The following is a 16,136-nucleotide window of genomic DNA, read 5'->3' as shown; positions in this document are numbered from 1 at the left end:
GCCTCACTTTGATAGAGCGGTAGCAAACGTTTGCGAAACGCTGGAACGGTCGCCGTCAAAAGCAGGACGATGCAAAGAAAAACGATCAGTCCAATCGTCGCGTACCAGACCGGACCAGTTGGGACAAAAAACGTCAACCCGATTTCCGGCAACAGCGTACCGCTAATCAGCGTGCCACCGACGAGCAACAGACATAAAATCCCGCTCGACTGGACCATCGAGGGGTAGAATTCCTTGCGGGGAACGATCGTCAAATCGACCGGACGGACCGCTGCGATGATCGAAAGGACGACGAGCAATCCGAGTAAAAACCCATTTACGAAGAGATACATGACTTCGACTCCTTTTTTGATTCCACACTCCCGTCACAGAAAGTGCTATTAGACCCTACTAAAATATGATACCATTCAGTGGAATCCTATACAGAGGAGAGAACAATATGCGAAAAGTTTTTCGAATCAGCATCTTGTTCGTACTGTTCGCCCTCATCGTCAGTAGCTTCATCTACTGGCAAAATCGGGAACGTGTTCAAAATGAAATGTATCGTACGTATTATGGACAGCATGGCGTACCTGCCGAGAACATCGACATCTACGAACAAGCCGCGGCACGTTACGGCATCGACTGGAAGCTGCTCGCCTCCATTCATCGCGTCGAGACGATCTTCTCAAACTCGTCAGCGATGCAATCGTCCGTTGGCGCCATCGGTCCGTTCCAATTCATGCCGAAAACATGGGTCGGTTGGGGATACGAAGGTGGCACGTCGCTCGGTGACATCGAGCATGACGGCATCGACGTCACGGATCCGGAAGCCATCGAAAAATATGGTGGACTCGGAGTGGACGCGGACGGCGACGGGAAAGCCGATCCGACGAGTCTCGTCGACAGCGCCCACACGGCAGCGAAGTATCTGAAACAACACGATGTCACAACGACATCGGACCGAGACACGCTCGCGACAGCACTGTTTGAATACAATCGCAGTGAACAATATGTCTCTGACGTGCTTGCCCAATATGATCGTTACCAGCAACAAGTCGAGGCAATCGATGCGAACGACCTCGACCTCAAGAAGAAGACACTCGCGTTCTTCCTTCGCATCAGCTCACGTTTGACCAATTAAAAGGAGGCACCACCCATGACACCAGCCGATTCTTCCGAACTCTTGATTGAGGAATCGTCGATCCGCGTCCAGACGACGTTTGATCGAGACAAGACGAAACGCTATTTACGCAGCTATATCTTTGACGACATCGCAGAAGGAACGCACGTCGCCGCTTTAATCTACACACCACGGACGACGGACGCCTTTCTCTCTGGAACGACGACACAACGTGCGTACAATTTGATGAAGAAGTATGTCAGTGATCCTGTTAAACAGTATGACATCATCAGTTTGATGCCGGACCTGCTCGTCAGCGAGGATCTGCCGTTCGCACAAGCGAGCTTCGATGAGACGAACTATGAGTTCGTTGCGAAGACACTTGCCGATGTCAAAGCGAAAAATGGCGTCGTCCTCTGTGGCTGGGGATCGCCTGGTCGCCTGATGCACCACCTGCCGGCATATGAGGAACTGTTTGATCAGTATGCCGACATCCTCTATTGCTCCGGCATCACGAACAAAGGTGAACCGAACCATCTGCGTTTGACGATGGACGATAGCCCGATGATCACGTACAACGACATGAAACAAAAAGCGAAAAAATTGCGTCGTAAATGACACAACAGACCCTTCCATAACGGAAAGGGTCTTTTTTTGAAACATTTTCCATCAGCTTCGCGTATAATCAAAGTCTACATATTACATAGTAAAGAAGGTCATACGATGCCATTTTGGGATGAAGATTTACGAGAAGAAACGATGATTTCAGTCAAAGAAACAGACATTACACGAATCGAGCAAGCCGTCAACGGACGACTCCCCGCTCGTTACCTCGAACAAATCCGGGAACAAAACGGTGGGTCTCCAGAAGCTACTGCGTTGATGGTCGAGTTCGAGAATACATGGTCTGACAAAGAAACTGGATTACATCTCCCAATCAGCTCCATGATGAAATTAACATTCGAGCGGTATCTAGACGAATTGTCGGTCCTCCGGGAGTGGGACGTTGAAGGAAACGTCATGATGTTCGCGGACGGAGAAGGCAGTTATTTTTGGTACTTTAACTTTACGGAAGCTGCTGAGCCGACTATCTGGTGCCTCGATATTTCGGATGAGACGACCCATTTCGTCGCGTCGACCTATGATGAGTGGTTAACGAAGCTGAGCACTGATGTTCCGGAAGTCGTCCTGCCGGATGTCGTGTTTCTAACGCTACCTGAAATCAAGGACATTCTCCGTGGTGATGACGAAAATGAAAAACTCACCGCCTACTCCCACTGGATGATTCTCGATGAAGAACAGGAAGAACTCATCGAAGCGTTCATGACACTGATCAAACGAAACGACCAGCCTGATTTCCTTGGCTCTTATGCGTATTACCTCATGGAAGTCTTGACGAACAATCCTGAGTTGTTAGAACAGAAACGAGCCGACGTCACGGCCTTGATTCTCAGCAAAGGTGACGATCTCGATGCAGAAGACTTACTATCTTGGATGGATGAGGAGATAGACGAAGACATGTAATCTATATAAAAAATCCTGTATTCCTCGTCCATCTGGATGAGGAATACAGGATTTTTGCATTTATTTTGTTCTAAACATCAAGCCAACATCAACTCAAGCAAACAGTCGACGAGATCCTTCTCGAGTTCAAGTGCTTGCAACTGGTGCATCATGTTGATCGGATCGAGCTTTTGTGACAATAGACGGTAGAGACGATCCTTCAGGTCATAGCTGATTTCCGCTTGATCGAGGAACGCATACAACCGGTCCATCTTGTTCTCGTTCGTCGACATCTCGACTTGAAGCGACAACGTGATCGTATCCGTCACTTCACCGAGTTCAACACGAAGGGACTGCGTCGCATGATCATAGACGCCGGTCAGACTCTCTCCGTCGCGCTGGACGTATCCTTCACGAACTCCACGTAAAATCAATGTGATGGACCGATTTTCCGGAAGTAAGTCACGGTGTCCGGTTGGTGCGGCGATCGTCAGCTCACGCGCGCCCCAGTCGAGCGCAAACGTCGTCTCGACGTTGACACCATCACGGTGCGAAATACCTGCGCTGTCATCTTCAAACAACGTAAAGCGATTCGATGCTCCTGGGAAAACGACGACTTCCAGCTCTTTCGGATTATGCAGAGCATTCGACTGCTCGAGATGACGACCGAGTGGAACGATCGCACCAGCTTTTGCGAGTACGCCTTGATCTTCGAGATAACGGAACAAGCGCATTTGCTTGCCGCCACGGTAGCGATGCCCGTTGAAGAAATCGAACCATTCGCCTTCCGGCAACCACGCGGTTGTTGCCGTCATGTGCAGTTTTCGATGCATCGGTGTGACCATCGGTGCGACGATCAGTTCTGTTCCGAAGTAGAACTGGTTCGGGACGTTATACGCTTGATCGTCTTCCGGATGTTCATAATACATCGGTGAGACGAGTGGCAACCCATCAAAGTGATTGCGGGCATTCATCGTGTAGATGTACGGTACGAGCTGGTGCCGGAGCTGCAGGTACTTCTTCATGACGTTCGCCGCATCGGTCGAATAACGCCATGGTTCTTTCCCGTTAAAGATGCTCATCGTACTGTGCAGGCGCATGATTGGACTGAAGACGCCATACTGAAGCCAACGCGTCGATAACTCGTCATCCTTTTCCCCACGCTGGTGTCCCCCAATATCATGGCTCCACCATCCATAACCGATGTTCGACGCCGTCGCCGTGAAATACGGCTGGAATTGGAGCGATGCCCACGAGATGATCGTATCGCCCGAGAAACCAACCGGATAACGATGACTTCCGGGTCCCGCGTAACGTGAGAAGATCAGTGGTCGATTGCCATCGCGGGCGATATCAAGTGCGTGGTAATGATTGAGCATCCAAAGTGGATCAAGCCCCTTCATCTTCGAGTTCGCACCCTGTTGCCAGTCAATCCACCAGAAGTCCACGCCATCTGCCTCGTGCGGATGATGCAGCTTCGTAAAGTAGTTCTCAATGAACGTCCGGTCCGAGAAGTCAAACGGAATTCGAACATCTGATTCCGGATCGACGCCCATCGCGACCGCCATCGCCTCGTATGCTTCCTCAAAGCCACGCACACCGTCCGCCGGGTGCAAGTTGAGCGTGACCATCCGGTCGTCATCCTTCAACCACTGCAAGAAGCCACGTGGATCCGGGAATAGATCACGGTTCCACGTATAGCCCGTCCAGCCACTTCCGTAGCGTTCCGGGATATCGGTGACGTGCCAGTCCATATCGATGACACTGACCGAGAACGGAATGTCTTCCGTCTTGAAGCGCGTCATCAAATCCTTGTATTCCTTCTCACTATAACGCCAGTAACGACTCCACCAGTTACCGAGCACTTGACGCGGTAACATCGGTGTCGGTCCTGTCAGGTGGTAAAAGTCACGCAGTGCCTGTTTGTAGTCGTGACCGTATCCGAAATAATAAATGTCATGTGTACCAGAGCGACGCGGTTCGACGAAGTGGTCCTCTGTCAGGACGAACGCGTTCGAATCGTCGATCGCTGCGTAACCTTGTCGGGAGACGATTCCTTCTTCGAGTGGAATGACACCGTCCGCATGATCAAGCGTCCGTGCCGTTCCTTTTAACGTCCGGAGCGGTCCGCCGAACGTATAGCGGCTGTAGTAGGTACTGAAGTTCCCTAAGACATCGATATAAAGTGTGTTCGCAGCGAACGGTCCCTTCGTATAATGCAGATGGACGTGTTCGGTGATGATTTGCAATTCTTCCTCGTTTTCGACGATGCGGTAAGCAGGTACCGGGAAATCACGATTGAAGACCGTTTGAGTTGGTCGATCCTCGAACTGTCCGTCCGCCGCGTATTCGAGTCGGATCATCCGACTCGTCAAGACCGTGAAACGGTAGACATCTCCTTGGATGATGGCGTCTGGTCGTGCTTGTGGTTTCATGTCGCGCGTGTAGAAATGGGATTCATCAATTGTTCGCATACGGGTTCGGGACTAACGCCCCTTTCACTTCCTTCCAGGCTAAGTAGTGTGCAACCGATTACACATCTAGTGTATAAGAGTTCATGTTCCCACTTCAAGGAGGAATCAACCCAAAAATGTCCCGCACCTGAAAATCGATGCGGGACACTCGGTCATAATAAGGGTGAAATCAAACGCGAAAGTGACTCGAAAATCCGGAAGCGGAGCGGACGTTTGACGTAATCGTTCGATGATAACTGAATTGAGACGTCAAAATCAGCGATGAAGTCACGCTCGAGTTGCTCGGCACTTTCCGTATCATACAGGAACGCCATTAGTTCATAATTGAGGACAAAACTGCGAATGTCCATGTTTGCCGTCCCGACGGCACCGATCTTCCCGTCGACGAGAAACAGTTTCGCATGGATGAAGTGACGGTTGTACGTGTAAATCTTGACGCCGTCCTTCAAGAGTGGTCCGAAGTAGGACCGGGTCCCGTAATAAGACGTAAAACTGTCGCCTTTACCCGGTGTCAGGATGCGGACGTCGAGTCCGGCACGTGCTGCGAGTCGGAGCAACGTCATCGTCTCATTGTCCGGAATCAAGTACGGTGTCGCGATCCAAATCGAACGTTGTGCTGCGATGATTGCGGCAATCAAGGCATTTCGAATCGCGGGATCCTTTGACGTCGGTCCGCTCGTGACGATTTGAATCGCCCCGTCTGACGTCACATCATGTTTCGGGAAGTACCGGTGGATCGACTCATCCCCTGCAAACGTCTCCCATGTGTCACTCGATTCAATTTGGGCATAGATCCAGTCGTCGAGGAACGTCGCTTGTAATTCCTTGACGGCGCGTCCTTCAAGCCGCAAATGCGTATCACGCCAAAAGCCGAACTTCTTGCTCTTACCGTCGTACTCATCCCCGACGTTCAAACCACCGGTGAAGCCGACTTTTCCATCAACGATGACGATTTTCCGGTGATTGCGGAAGTTCGCTGTGAAGATGAACAAGGGACTTGAGATCGGGTCATAGGCTGCGATATGTGCGCCCGCGTCGCGTAACGGGCGCAAGAAGTTCTCACCGAGCATATAGCTTCCAAGTCCGTCATACATGAACCGCACCGTCACACCGGCTTCGAGTCGCTCGATCAATGCTTCCCGGATCGCTTTTCCTGTCTCATCGTTACGATAGATGTAGTACTGGATGTGGACGTGATGCTGCGCTTGACGAATCGCGTCAAGAATCGCCGGGAACGTCTCTTCCCCGTTCGTCAGAATCTCACTTGATGTATGAATGTCTACCCCGCCACCACCGAAGTTACGAATCGTGTTCGCGAGCTTCAAGTGATTCGGTGGCAACTCACTGACAGCAAGCGACCGGACTGGACGAATCGCTTGCTTGAGCAATTTCCGTTCGTCATGTGAACGACGATTCCGGCGCGGCGCCGTGGATTCCGACCGAACATCAACCAGATGATGACTCCGAGAATCGGTAAGAAAATCAGGACGAGAAACCAAGCAATCGTTGATTCCGCTGTCCGGTTCTCGATGAAGATGATCATGATGACAGCGAGCGGCACGACCGTCGCTGAAATCGTTAAGACATAAAATAAATATCCGAGTTGATATAGTCCCCAAATGATACCGCCGGCGACTAAAAATACGAGTGCGAATTGTAAAATCCGGTTACGCACAGACCTTCCTCCTTCAATTAACATACCTTCACTAGTATTCTTTCCCCATTCACTATGAAAATATAACAAAAAAGAGAAACCGTAGATACGATTTCTCCAAAGATTGACCTCTTATAAAAATGTGTCTTCGTACATCTCGCGACCAGGGATTGGATCGTTCAATGATGCCCAGTCCGTTTCATCTGCTTGGACGAGACACGCATCAAATAATGCTTCGAGTTTCTCTTGCTCCAGTCCGATACCGATCAAGACGAGTTCGGTCCGTCGATCCTCATCCGATGCAAAACGACCAGCGTATTCCATGTTCGACGCATATCCTGCCTGATGGAACAGCAATGCCATCTCAGGACGTGTCGCAAGGAACAAGAAGCCTTTTGCCCGGACGACTTCTTGCGGCCAGTCTTCAATTAAGGCTAACAAGCGCTCAGGATGGAACGGCACGTCGCGCTTGTAGACAAACGAACTGATACCGTACTCTTCCGTTTCCGGAATATGTTCTTCCGCATTCAACTCACGGATCCAGCCAGCACTCGCTGCCGCTTGTTCAAAATCAAATAGATCAACGTCTAAGATGTCTGCCGGATCGACTTGACCATATGTCGTCTCAATCAAGCGGGCAACTGGATTTAATGCCTTTAGATAACCGATGACGGTATGGCGTTCTTCCGGAGTCAGGCGATCGACTTTATTCAAGACGATGATGTCCGCGAACTCGACTTGATCGACGAGTAGATCGACGACTTCACGCACGTCTGTCTCATCGACGGCCTGTTTCCGCTCAATCAACGATTCACCGGATTCGAAGTCCTTCAGGAAACGATAACCATCGATGACCGTGACCATCGCATTGATTTTCGTGACTTGTGATAAGTCGATTGCACTGTCCGGATCTTCGTACGTGAAGGTCTGGGCAACCGGAATCGGTTCCGAGATACCACTCGACTCGATGACGATACCGTCAATATCGCCTTGGTCGACGAGGCGTTTGACTTCAAGTAATAAATCGTCACGTAACGTGCAGCAAATGCACCCGTTCGAAAGTGTGACGAACGACTCTTCCGTCCGCGAGAACCCGCCTTGCTCAATCAATGCCGCGTCAATGTTGACCTCACTCATGTCGTTGACGATGATCGCGAGGCGGCGCCCTTCGCGATTATGTAGTAAATGGTTTAGTAATGTCGTTTTACCGGATCCTAAGTAACCGGATAAAACGGTGATCGATATCGGTTGCATCATCATTCATCTCCTAAAACGTAATCGTTACGCTTTATAGAGTAACCGACTTTTTACCTGTCGTCAATCGTAATGATTTCGATTTATTTTTTCCCATAAAAAAGCCGACACGTGTCGACTTAAATGGTTAACACTTCGCCCTTTCGTACTAAAAAGAATGAAGTGTCAGATATTCCGAAGCACAAGAAAAAACGTTTTTTCGCTCGGAATCGCTTCCTAGGGAAATACAAGCAGGAGCGACCCTGCAACGAAGTGAAGCGGCGCGTTGCTTGTCCCAGGAAAACGATTCGAGCGAAACGAAAAAACGTAACCTTACTACTGACTTTGAATAGGTAAATCCCATGTCACCCCGATCAAATCCGTGATCCGCTCTGCTGCCTCATGCGAAAAACCAGCGATCGTATAGTGATTCGTATCCGCAATCACATGATACATCCCGTTCGGTAAACTGTCGGCGAACGCAGCATGAGCCGCATTGATTTGTTCGGTCAATGCCGGGTTCAACCAACTTTCTGGCATACCACCTGCCCAGTTCGAAGCGGACAGGACGAGGACCGGCTGTTTCACGTCTTCGAGCAACGAAAGAATCAGCTGATTGTTCTCTTCGACCGATTGCCACTCGTCGAGTGTTCCCCGCCAATGTCCAGGCGCCGCAAAATGACGCCACATCGGTAGTTGATCTGCTTCCGGTAAGACACTGAACATCTTTTTTCCTAGACGGTCAGGAATCATCCAGGCGATCGGTCGGACGTGACTAAGGAAATAGAGGAATCGATTCCACTCCTCTTGTGTTCGTTCGTACCAGTTCGGTAATGCCGCATCGACATCCGGATGCGACGGATCGAGCAAGACGATGCCACGCGTCTCGTCTGCAAACAGGCGTCCACTTGCGAGCGAGATATAGGCTCCGAGCGAGTGACCGATGAAGACATATGGTCCTTCGACACGAAGCATCCGTAAGACGTCCGCGAGCTCATCCGCTTGATGCGAAAAAAGTCGTTTACTTTTACCACGACTCGAACGACCATACCCGAGACGAGAATATTCAAAGACCCGTCCCCGTTTTAACAATTCAGTCCGTAACCAGCCCCACTGGTGTCGATTCGACATCATTCCGTGATCGAGGACGAATGTGACGTCCCCACTTCCCGTCAGCCGGGTATCAAAGCAACCGGCTGATGTTTCAACGATATATTCCATACACTACCCCTACTTCCATTCATTCAAATAACGAGATCTCTAGCTCGTACCCAAGGATGTTCAAGTAATCAAATAACTGGGATCGATGATGATAGAGATGCACGGCTGCTTCGATTGTCCAGCCGTTCATCGAGTCGGTAACGCCCCAGTACGTCGGACGCGTCGTAAATCCGTTCGTGACTTTCTTCTGATAGATAGAAAACGCACGATTGATTCGCTCATTTAACTGATCGCGCGGGACCGGTTCCGCATAAAACGCCTGCATCGTTTCAGCCGTCGCCCCTTCTGCAATCATCAAATCGGCTTCAAGTAACACAGCGAGATGGACAGCGACTTCACCGACGGTCCGTTTCCCGGGGATTGGTCGCGCGTCCCAGTCCTGCGCCTCGATCTTCTCAAATAATTCTTTCGACGTCTTCACACCAACGCCGACATGGCGGATGAGAGCATGTTCCCAGTCAGTCATGCGCATTCCCCCAAGCGATCGCACGTTGTTCGAGTTCCTTGACGAGCGCATCCTTGCCGGCGATATAGGCTTCGATATCAAGCGGATATGTCGCCGCTAATTGTTGCTTTAATGCTCCGTAAGCGGCGGCTTCTTCTGGATGGGTACGTAAGTAATCCCGAAAGACAAGATGACGCATGATTTCTCGATTTCCCGCCGCATAGAGATGGATGTGATGCGTCCGTTCGTCTCCACCTTTTCGGTAGTACCGACGCCCCGGCATCCCGAATTCACCCTTCGCTTCGTAACCGATTGCTTCCATCTGTGCATCGAACTGCTCGATCCCCTCAAGCGCATCGACGACGGGTAAGATATCGATGATCGGTTTTGCTGCGAGTCCTGGAACTGATGTGCTCCCCATATGATAGATCTGCTTAAGACGTGCTCCGAACACGTCTCGTAACCGGTCCGCTTCTCGCATATATTCACTCGCCCATTCTGATTGATACGGTAACACAATGACTTGTCGCATGGTCGTTTCCCCCTCTTAATTCAGTATGCCAGTTTTTGGGGTAAAACAAAACGACCATCCATTTTGGAGGTCGTTAATGTTAAGCGTCTTTAATCCGTTAAATAATCATACAGTTTCACAGGTCCACCAAGTCGAAGATCAGCGATGATATGCTGGGCATCGACGATCTTCCGAACAGGGAAGTCAGCGAGTGGTGCCATGACATGTTCGAATAACTGAAGTCGCGCCGGTCCACGGTATGCCTCTTTAATCTCAAGATCCGTGATTTGACTCCGCGTCAGTTCGGAGATGATCAACTCACCTTGATAGCCACGATGTTGTTTGAGCATGAATTGCGGTGCACCGACGATTGATTGTGCTTCTTCGACCGCCATCGGAACATATTTGTATCCCATCGTCGCTTGGGCGACACGAAGTGAATGATAGTCAAGCGTTCCAACGAGTACATCATTGTCGAGATAGAGCCGGGGTGAACCATACTTCTTCGGAAACGCAGCTACTTCACGACCAGAGGCGATCGCCGGCTGATTGTTGACATACATCGAGAGGTAAAACTCACCGACCTCTCCTTGATACCGAACCGGAATGACTTGTCCGCACTCAAGATAACTCCCAAGACCCGTGCTATCCGGCATATTGATGATCTCAAACTTGATCTGATTACTCAGCACCTCGAGCGGTTCAGGAACGACTGCTTGTAACGCTTCGATGTCTGTCTCATAGATGATGTTTAAGTATTCCCGATTCCGAAAAAAGATATCGACCGCCGGAAAGACCGGTGCATTGATCGGCGTCGCGACGACGTTCTTTACATCGCTCTGTTTCATTTGAATTCCTCCTTTATGCGTTTAACAATGCGGCAAAGTGTGTGACACTTGTTTCAAAATCAGGAACTGTCTTCGCTGTTTGCGCTTCCTCGACGATTTCTTGAATGAGTGAGTTGAACGGTGTTTTGATATCGTACGTGTTGCCGTACATTGTGACGATCCCATTGATGAAACGAATTTCGGTCGGTTGCCCTTTTTGTAAGTCCTGCAACATGCTCGCCTCTAAGTCACGCGACCCGTGCATCAATTGTGGCACGGTGCTCAATTTTTCATCGATATCGTCTAGTGTTGCGTAGGCTGCCGGCTCAAACGTACTCATCGGCGCGAATGTGATGCCGTGGGCGTGACCGACTTCAACGACTTCCTGCATCGTATGGATTGCTGCCCGTAACAAGATCGGATGATCGAGAACGTCGCCATACGTACCGTTACACGCAGCGGATAACCCACTGAACGTACTATTGATGACGAGTTTTGACCATTTCGTTCCCGGCAGATTATCAGAGATCTCCGTTCCACCGATGTGATCAAGGATACCCTTCAGTTGGACGATCCGGTCCGTCTTCTTACCGTCCAGTTCACCGATTTGCATCGCATACGTCTTGAAGTGCTCGTAATCCGATGTCAGACGTGACTCACCTGGTCCGACGTATGTCGCTCCGAACTCGACGGATCCCGCGATGATACGTTCGCGTGGAATCTGTTGTTGAATGAATTCTTCCGGTACACCGTTCTGCAAGGAGACGAGAATCCCGTCTTCCTTCAAGATCGTCCGGACTTTCGCCAGAACCGGTTCATTGTAGACCTGCTTCGTCAGCAACAATACGATATCGTACATCTCCGTGATGTCATCCGGATGCATCGCATGGACGGCTTGCGTCAAATCTGGTCCAATGACATGCGCGCCTGTTGTGTTCAGCGCTTCGATATGTGCGCGATTCGTATCGATCAAATCGACATCCTCATACTGTTGACTTAAATAAGCTCCCATGATGGTTCCTAGTGATCCTGCTCCGTAAATTCCGATTTTCATATCTATCACCTCTGGTATTTACGATATACTGATTTCATCATAAACAGAAATATATATATTTATATATTTTAATAACCTATAGATTATGTCAGGAGGATATCATGGAACTCTTACATTTGAATTATTTTCGTCACGTCGCGGAGGAATTGAACGTGACGCGTGCTGCCGAACGATTATTCATCAGCCAACCTGCCCTCAGTGCGACGATCAAAAAACTGGAACGTGAATTAAATACGACGTTGTTTCATCGAAAGGGCAGAACGATCAGCTTGACCGACAATGGACGACTTCTGCTGCAATCAGTCGAAAAAATCGAACACGAGCTGACACGGGTCCAGGAAAGAATGATACGAAATGATGCCTCTTCTGAAACGACACTCAGTCTTGCCAGTTCGCATGGTCGTTTCATCCAATTGATTCTACGAGAATTTCTCCTGCCGCAGACGGCGCCCTTGTTCAATTCGGACATCCTCTCGAACCGCGACATTTTAAGCGGTCTGCTTCATCAAGAATTCCATTTCTCGATCAGCTTCATGGAACTCAAGCACCCGCTCATTACGAGCGAACCGATCGTGGAGGAAGATATCGTCATCACCTATCCTGCTTCTTATTCAGAGAAAGAAGCGATTACGACGCTCTATACGGATGCAACGGAGACTGCCTTTTTGTTTCCCTCCCACAATAAGGACTACAACCGCTTCATCCAATTGAAGATGGCGGAACTAAACATCTATGCCGATACCTCGCACTATATTGATGACGTCTCACTGCAACTCGCCTTACGCCAACAACGGTATTTCAGCTTCGTTCCCGTCTCCGTCTGTCGCGAGATGGGACTTCCCTTCATCACAGACGATGTGTTTACCGTTACCTCACAACTCTACATGTCGCACGCGACGGATCAATTGACGGTCGAGCAAGCAATCATCTATGAACGCATTAAACGGTTTCTGCTCTCGCAACGCACGTATCTAATCAAATAAAAACGGATGCCTGCATATGCAGACATCCATGTGAGATATTACTTCGTAATGAAGTAGCGTGACTGATCGAGATGATCTTTCGCTGTATAGATGTTGAGTTTGTACGAGCCGTTCGTCAATGCCTTACGCATCTTCAAGACATAGTTCCCGTGCTGATCCGCTACGTCTTGAGCGAGCAATTGATAACCAGCTTCTGTTTTTTGGTAGAGGCGGACGATTTGTCGTTTTTCGACTTTACCTGTCAACGTCTTTTTGCCTGACCATTTTTTGACCGGATACGTGTTCTTAATCGTGAACGACGCCTTTTTCGTGATCTTGTTCGAGATGTCTGTCGACTTGACCGTGTACGTACCTGTCGTTAGACCATTTTTGACCGCAATCTTGAAGCCGCTTGCCGTCGTTTTCGCTTTCGCGATCTTCGTTGATCCTTTATAGAGCGTCACGTCAAGACCTTCCGTTGCTTTACCGCGGAGGACCGTTGAACCGTATACTGCTGACTTTTTATCGATCGCTGGTGTCGCAACGACACCTGTGCCGACTGTGACGTTCGTTTCTGTCTTCATGAAGCTAAGTTCCGAGACGATGGTCAACTTGTCACGCAATTTGAGCGGACGTGTCACGACTTCGTATTGACCCACTTCGTTTGCTGTTGCTGTACCAAGGACTTTTTCGCCAAGTTTGACTGTGACTTTCGCACCTGGAACGGCTTGACCTGTGACGACTTTTGCCCCTGGTTTGACTGCTTTTGCTGAGACAGTGAAGTCTTTCATCGGCACGTTCATGTTGAATTTGAGGAACGTACCTGTCTCACCTGGACGTGTTTCACCTGTGTTCGTGATGCCTTCATAACGCTTGACGTACGGTGCAGCTGCAACCGCTGAATCAAAGCTGACCGTCGTCGGTTTGCTTGCGACGAGTGACCAGTTGTCATCGGCTTTATAATCAACCGGTTGTTTCGCTTTGATGAAGTCCGAAATGACGTTACGTGTTTCGTAGGCTGATTTGTAGACGATGTTCTTTCCGCCGCCAAGACCCGGGAACGTCGCACTGCCTGCGCGATAGTTGTTCGTCGCGACAAGGAATTCTTGGTCGTCGGCGATCGCTTTACCTTGATACTTGATGTTTTGAACACGGTTTGCGTCTTTATTGACGACGACACCGTTATAGTCAAACTTCGCTGGTTTCGTGATGTCGATTTCATACGTCAATCCATCGAGGATATCGAAGTTGTAGCTACGGAAATCTTTGTTCAATAAGTTCGTTTGCTCACCGCCGACTTGGTTGAACTGCCCCGCAGACATTTCGAGCCAGTCTTTGACGTCAGCACCGGTTACTTTGACGACTTCGAGTGTGTTCGGGTAAACATAGAGATCGGCGACGTTCTTGAGTGCGATTGGTCCTTTTTTGATCAATGTATAATCGGATGCGTTGACTTGGTTACGACCACCAGTCTTGAATGGTGCACCGGCTGACAACAATGGAAGATCTTTATATTTCGCGAGATCGGCATTTTCTTTAAGTTGTTTCTCGACATACCATTCTGAGCGTTCGTTACGAACTGAACGGAATCATCGTCTTGTGCGAGAGCGAAGAAACTTTGGATGTCATCATTAATCGTTCCGACTTCTTGACGAATGTACGCGAGTGTTCCTTCATGTGCTTTTTCAATCAACTTGACGGCACCGGCATCTGCTGTCGTGTCTTTCGTCACGTCCGCTAGTTTCGCACCAGACGTATCAACGACCCATTTCCCGTCGACTTGCTTCAACTCAAGATCGATGACACCGACGTTTTTCCCTTGTGTGTTTGCCATGACGACTGGTTTGCCATTGATTAGACCGTTCGCAGCATCAACATTCGGCAATTTATTGAACGCTGAATCGACTGCTGGGAACTTCCCGTGCTGATGACCTGTCATCAAGACATCGATGTCTGCGACTTTCGTCAACGCGTAGCCGACGTTCTCATCGCCATCTTTTTGATCCGTCGTATCCCCGATACCTGTGTGTGCGAGTGCCACGACGACGTCTGCGCCAGCATCTTTTAATTTTTTCGCTGTTGCTTTAGCAGTCGGGATGATATCTTCAGCCGTGACTTTCCCCGTCAGGTTCCCCGCATCCCATGCCATGATTTGTGGCGTGACGACTCCGAACACACCCACCTTGACTGTTTTCATGTCACCGTTCTGGTCCTTGACTTGACGTTCGATGATTTGATAGTCTTTTCCATCTTTGTTGTAATCCGCGACGATCGGCTTTTTCGTGACGGCATCCAATACGTTCGAGTTGACGAATTTGATTGAACCGCTCGAAGCACTCATCGCCGACTTGAGGAAATCCAGTCCGAAATTGAACTCATGGTTCCCGAGCGTGACCGCATCATAACCGAGGTATTCCATCAATTCGTACATCGGATGTTTGCCTTTGTTTCCTTTGTCATACTGATTCTTGACATAGTCGCCGAACGGCGTTCCTTGAAGCGTGTCCCCGTTATCGAACAAGAAGCTATTCGTTGCACCCACTTCAGTTTGTTGTTGTTTGATGACCGTAGCGGCTTTGACGAGACCGATCGTTTCGTCCTGTGCATCTTTGAAGTAATCGTAGTTCATTGAGTTCGTATGTAAATCCGTTGTTTCTAGGAAACGTAACTTAACGACACTGTTGTCGGCAGCAAGTGTCTTGACTTGGACGACTGGTACGAGCATCGGTGCGATCAACGTCGACGCGATGACGAGTTTCGTAGCTTTTTTCATATGGATTTTCCCCCCAGGAAGTTTTAACTGCTTCATTAATTTAGCATGGTTCGATTATAGCTAATAGTCCTTTCAAATAGGTCGGACATCCGTCTTATTTAACCTACTTAACTAATTCCAAATACTGGCTTAACATTGTTGATTTTCCCTTTACAAACCAAGTTTACATGGTAAAAAAAGGAGATGATACAAATGAGATAAACCACGTAAAAAAACGATACATTTCAGGACATGAACCTGAAAACGTATCGTTTATGCTTGATGTAGAACGTAACTGTTCCTTCTCGACTCCTACAGGGAAAGAAAGCATGGTTTTCGCTTTCGTCAGGGTCAGGTGAGATCCGGTCGCAGTTTAGGATACGCGACTTACCTCTCGC

At 49.3% G+C, this 16,136-nt stretch carries 13 protein-coding genes and 1 pseudogene; 4 read left to right on the top strand and 10 right to left on the bottom strand.

Annotation, left to right across the window (positions count from 1 at the left end; translation table 11 throughout):
- Positions 1–439: 439 nt before the first annotated feature.
- The 3 genes from AC3B4V_RS02875 to AC3B4V_RS02865 all read left to right on the top strand — a co-directional run bounded on the left by AC3B4V_RS02875 (position 440) and on the right by AC3B4V_RS02865 (position 2,626).
- Positions 440–1,123: a lytic transglycosylase domain-containing protein gene (locus tag AC3B4V_RS02875; protein WP_488377689.1), complete on the top strand. Its 684-nt coding sequence runs from the start codon at positions 440–442 to the stop codon at positions 1,121–1,123.
- Positions 1,124–1,138: 15 nt separating this feature from the next.
- Complete coding sequence (locus tag AC3B4V_RS02870; RefSeq protein WP_290779313.1) at positions 1,139–1,720, top strand: DUF1643 domain-containing protein; 582 nt, start codon at positions 1,139–1,141, stop codon at positions 1,718–1,720.
- A gap of 105 nt (positions 1,721–1,825) precedes the next feature.
- Complete coding sequence (locus AC3B4V_RS02865; RefSeq protein ID WP_488377688.1) at positions 1,826–2,626, top strand: SMI1/KNR4 family protein; 801 nt, start codon at positions 1,826–1,828, stop codon at positions 2,624–2,626.
- Between the two features lie 77 nt (positions 2,627–2,703).
- Here the strand turns inward: AC3B4V_RS02865 and AC3B4V_RS02860 are convergent, their stop codons facing one another.
- The 8 genes and pseudogenes from AC3B4V_RS02860 to AC3B4V_RS02825 form a co-directional block, all read right to left on the bottom strand.
- Positions 2,704–5,079 (bottom strand): glycoside hydrolase family 31 protein, encoded by a 2,376-nt coding sequence (locus AC3B4V_RS02860; RefSeq protein ID WP_488377687.1) that lies wholly within the window; start codon positions 5,077–5,079, stop codon positions 2,704–2,706.
- 152 nt (positions 5,080–5,231) lie between these two features.
- Positions 5,232–6,754, bottom strand: a pseudogene (locus AC3B4V_RS02855) (cardiolipin synthase).
- 111 nt (positions 6,755–6,865) lie between these two features.
- A complete protein-coding gene (locus tag AC3B4V_RS02850; protein WP_488378219.1) occupies positions 6,866–7,987 on the bottom strand; it encodes a GTP-binding protein in 1,122 nt (373 codons plus the stop codon).
- Positions 7,988–8,302: 315 nt separating this feature from the next.
- Positions 8,303–9,187 carry an alpha/beta fold hydrolase gene (locus AC3B4V_RS02845; protein WP_488377686.1) on the bottom strand — a complete coding sequence of 295 codons (885 nt, stop codon included), beginning with the start codon at positions 9,185–9,187 and terminating at the stop codon, positions 8,303–8,305.
- Between the two features lie 19 nt (positions 9,188–9,206).
- Positions 9,207–9,653 (bottom strand): DinB family protein, encoded by a 447-nt coding sequence (locus tag AC3B4V_RS02840; protein ID WP_488377685.1) that lies wholly within the window; start codon positions 9,651–9,653, stop codon positions 9,207–9,209.
- Entirely contained in the window at positions 9,646–10,164 is a 519-nt protein-coding gene (locus AC3B4V_RS02835; protein ID WP_488377684.1) for a GrpB family protein, read from the bottom strand. The genes AC3B4V_RS02840 and AC3B4V_RS02835 overlap by 8 nt, the downstream gene beginning before the upstream one ends.
- 89 nt (positions 10,165–10,253) lie before the next feature.
- Positions 10,254–10,991 (bottom strand): acetoacetate decarboxylase, encoded by a 738-nt coding sequence (locus AC3B4V_RS02830; RefSeq protein WP_488377683.1) that lies wholly within the window; start codon positions 10,989–10,991, stop codon positions 10,254–10,256.
- 13 nt (positions 10,992–11,004) lie between these two features.
- Positions 11,005–12,024, bottom strand: coding sequence for a ketopantoate reductase family protein (locus AC3B4V_RS02825; RefSeq protein WP_488377682.1), 1,020 nt, complete (start codon positions 12,022–12,024; stop codon positions 11,005–11,007).
- Positions 12,025–12,125: 101 nt separating this feature from the next.
- Here AC3B4V_RS02825 and AC3B4V_RS02820 point away from each other — a divergent pair, with 101 nt between their 5' ends.
- Complete coding sequence (locus AC3B4V_RS02820) at positions 12,126–13,007, top strand: LysR family transcriptional regulator (protein ID WP_326188125.1); 882 nt, start codon at positions 12,126–12,128, stop codon at positions 13,005–13,007.
- A 38-nt stretch (positions 13,008–13,045) separates the two neighbouring features.
- On the opposite strand, the gene AC3B4V_RS02815 is transcribed toward AC3B4V_RS02820, so the two are convergent.
- Entirely contained in the window at positions 13,046–14,485 is a 1,440-nt protein-coding gene (locus AC3B4V_RS02815; RefSeq protein ID WP_488377681.1) for a 5'-nucleotidase C-terminal domain-containing protein, read from the bottom strand.
- Positions 14,416–15,759, bottom strand: coding sequence for a metallophosphoesterase (locus tag AC3B4V_RS02810; RefSeq protein WP_488377680.1), 1,344 nt, complete (start codon positions 15,757–15,759; stop codon positions 14,416–14,418). The genes AC3B4V_RS02815 and AC3B4V_RS02810 overlap by 70 nt, the downstream gene beginning before the upstream one ends.
- Positions 15,760–16,136 lie beyond the last annotated feature (377 nt).

This window comes from Exiguobacterium sp. E17S, assembly GCF_057772545.1.
This window is presented reverse-complemented; position numbering and strand designations above follow the sequence as displayed.

What these genes read in the sequence shown, in the direction of transcription:
- AC3B4V_RS02845 (WP_488377686.1), bottom strand. Translation starts at nt 9,187, where the DNA reads ATGGAATATATCGTTGAAACATCAGCCGGTTGCTTTGATACCCGGCTG.
- AC3B4V_RS02810 (WP_488377680.1), bottom strand. Translation starts at nt 15,759, where the DNA reads ATGAAAAAAGCTACGAAACTCGTCATCGCGTCGACGTTGATCGCACCG.
- AC3B4V_RS02850 (WP_488378219.1), bottom strand. Translation starts at nt 7,987, where the DNA reads ATGCAACCGATATCGATCACCGTTTTATCCGGTTACTTAGGATCCGGT.
- AC3B4V_RS02870 (WP_290779313.1), top strand. Translation starts at nt 1,139, where the DNA reads ATGACACCAGCCGATTCTTCCGAACTCTTGATTGAGGAATCGTCGATC.
- AC3B4V_RS02875 (WP_488377689.1), top strand. Translation starts at nt 440, where the DNA reads ATGCGAAAAGTTTTTCGAATCAGCATCTTGTTCGTACTGTTCGCCCTC.
- AC3B4V_RS02835 (WP_488377684.1), bottom strand. Translation starts at nt 10,164, where the DNA reads ATGCGACAAGTCATTGTGTTACCGTATCAATCAGAATGGGCGAGTGAA.
- AC3B4V_RS02830 (WP_488377683.1), bottom strand. Translation starts at nt 10,991, where the DNA reads ATGAAACAGAGCGATGTAAAGAACGTCGTCGCGACGCCGATCAATGCA.
- AC3B4V_RS02820 (WP_326188125.1), top strand. Translation starts at nt 12,126, where the DNA reads ATGGAACTCTTACATTTGAATTATTTTCGTCACGTCGCGGAGGAATTG.
- AC3B4V_RS02825 (WP_488377682.1), bottom strand. Translation starts at nt 12,024, where the DNA reads ATGAAAATCGGAATTTACGGAGCAGGATCACTAGGAACCATCATGGGA.
- AC3B4V_RS02840 (WP_488377685.1), bottom strand. Translation starts at nt 9,653, where the DNA reads ATGACTGACTGGGAACATGCTCTCATCCGCCATGTCGGCGTTGGTGTG.
- AC3B4V_RS02860 (WP_488377687.1), bottom strand. Translation starts at nt 5,079, where the DNA reads ATGCGAACAATTGATGAATCCCATTTCTACACGCGCGACATGAAACCA.
- AC3B4V_RS02865 (WP_488377688.1), top strand. Translation starts at nt 1,826, where the DNA reads ATGCCATTTTGGGATGAAGATTTACGAGAAGAAACGATGATTTCAGTC.